Consider the following 1,678-nt stretch of genomic DNA (forward strand, 5'->3'; position numbering starts at 1 on the left):
GCACGCTACGCCGGTGTGGGGGGATCCCCCGTGCGCCAAAGGCGCACGCTACGGGGTGATGTGGGGGGGGTGTTGGTCGAGGGTGGTGTTTTCGACGATTATTTTGTGGTCGGGTAATTCTTGCCAGATGTCGTTGACGGCGAGCTTCGATAGTTTGTCGCGCGGGCAGTCGCTGGTCATTTCCAATACAATGTATTGCTCACGGGCGAAGGTCATGGTTGACCAAGGTGTGTCTGTATCCAGTGTGAGCTTACACGGCTCTGAGTGCGCTTGGATGGTCAGTGTCTTTTGCGCGAACAGCTGTAACTTGTCTAGATTTTGATTCAGCATTTCACCACTAATACGATCCTCAGGCATCCAGGTTTGATTCAATGCCAGTAGATCGTGGAACGTTAGTTGCCAACGAATCTGCAAGCCGTCGGCTTGCGACTTGAGATTAATAAATGAAGTACTAAACGTATGTGCCATACCTGTAGGCACCACGCCCACTAGCAAAACCAGTGACAACAAAATAAAGCGAATCGAGCTCATGGTGCAGACTCCTGCGTCGGTTGCAGCGCGTTCGCTGCAGAGAGTAAACGATAATCGAACGGTTCTTGTGCCACTTCTATATTTTGCTGTGCCCAATAGCGTGCTTGCTCGGCATCGGGCTCAACATAGGTAAAATAATAGGCAATATCGGCGCTGTGCAGCTTTTCGTCGCGCATCACGCGTAGTTGCATCCGCTCACGCGCATAGTCCTGCCAACAATGGCCCTCTTGATTACGCTTTTCAGCCCAGGCTAAGCGAATAGTGATGCTATCAACGGGCGTTTGCTTGCAGTCGAGCATGAGTGCATCCGGGACTTGCGCATCGGTATCCCATAAGTAGCTGTCTAAGCGTCTTTTTTTATCGACCACGTTTAGAGGTGTTGGCATCGATGCAGTCCATCGCTGAGCTGCTTGATAATCACCTAACAGCAAAGCTTGCTCCGTTAGGATTTGTAGCCGCCAGTGCGCAATGGCTGATTGTGCCTGACCCGGCTGTTGTTCGTGCAATTGTGTTAAACGCGTATAGGCGCGCTCAAGGTTTCCTGACCGTCCTTGCACTTCGAGTAGACAGGTTGAAACAACACCCAACGCGGCGCTGCCCATTAAATCGGTGCAATGCTGTTTGGCATTGTCTGTTTCGTTTAAGGTGAGTGCGATGCGCGCCAACATAAGCTGAGCTTGCACATCGCGCGGAGATTCTTCGAGCACGCGATTAAGTACGGTGCGCGCCTCGGCAAACTGATGTTGATACTGCAATGTATCAGCGATGGCGATGAGCCAATCGCGTTGCGAGTGGTCAGATCCCACGTCGGCGATGAGCTTATTCGCCAGATTAAGATAGTGATGACCTTGCTCGATACGTGCCTCGCGAAGGTATCCAGTCAACAACGCTGAGGCCAAATGAATGTTTTCGGGATGCTTTTGTAATGCCGCTTCAGCTTGTGTGATATCGGTAGGCACTGCGGCAGCCTGAGGCTGCCACAGTACGTCGCTTTGATCCGATGGTGCGCTGACAAGGCCCGACATCAAAATCAACGCGTTTAACATCATTGCTGACCCTCCGATACTAAGTCGGCGAATTCAGCCGTGTCTACCACATCGTCAGTAAACTCACGACCATTGACTGATAGTGGCTGTGCGCGCTCATC

General features: G+C 51.8%; 2 protein-coding genes. Both read right to left on the bottom strand.

The window, feature by feature from the left end; all coding sequences use genetic code 11:
- Window positions 1–48: 48 nt before the first annotated feature.
- The gene (locus ABNS04_RS12480; RefSeq protein WP_348671616.1) at window positions 49–531 is read right to left on the bottom strand and encodes a hypothetical protein; all 483 of its coding nucleotides are present in this window, start codon (window positions 529–531) and stop codon (window positions 49–51) included.
- Window positions 528–1,580 carry a tetratricopeptide repeat protein gene (locus tag ABNS04_RS12485; RefSeq protein ID WP_348671617.1) on the bottom strand — a complete coding sequence of 351 codons (1,053 nt, stop codon included), beginning with the start codon at window positions 1,578–1,580 and terminating at the stop codon, window positions 528–530. The genes ABNS04_RS12480 and ABNS04_RS12485 overlap by 4 nt, the downstream gene beginning before the upstream one ends.
- Window positions 1,581–1,678 lie beyond the last annotated feature (98 nt).

This window comes from uncultured Idiomarina sp. (genome assembly GCF_964010655.1).
Lineage (GTDB): Bacteria > Pseudomonadota > Gammaproteobacteria > Enterobacterales > Alteromonadaceae > Idiomarina > Idiomarina baltica.

Bases quoted from the DNA above. Each gene is read 5' to 3' on its own strand.
- ABNS04_RS12485 (WP_348671617.1), bottom strand. From the start codon at position 1,580: ATGATGTTAAACGCGTTGATTTTGATGTCGGGCCTTGTCAGCGCACCA.
- ABNS04_RS12480 (WP_348671616.1), bottom strand. From the start codon at position 531: ATGAGCTCGATTCGCTTTATTTTGTTGTCACTGGTTTTGCTAGTGGGC.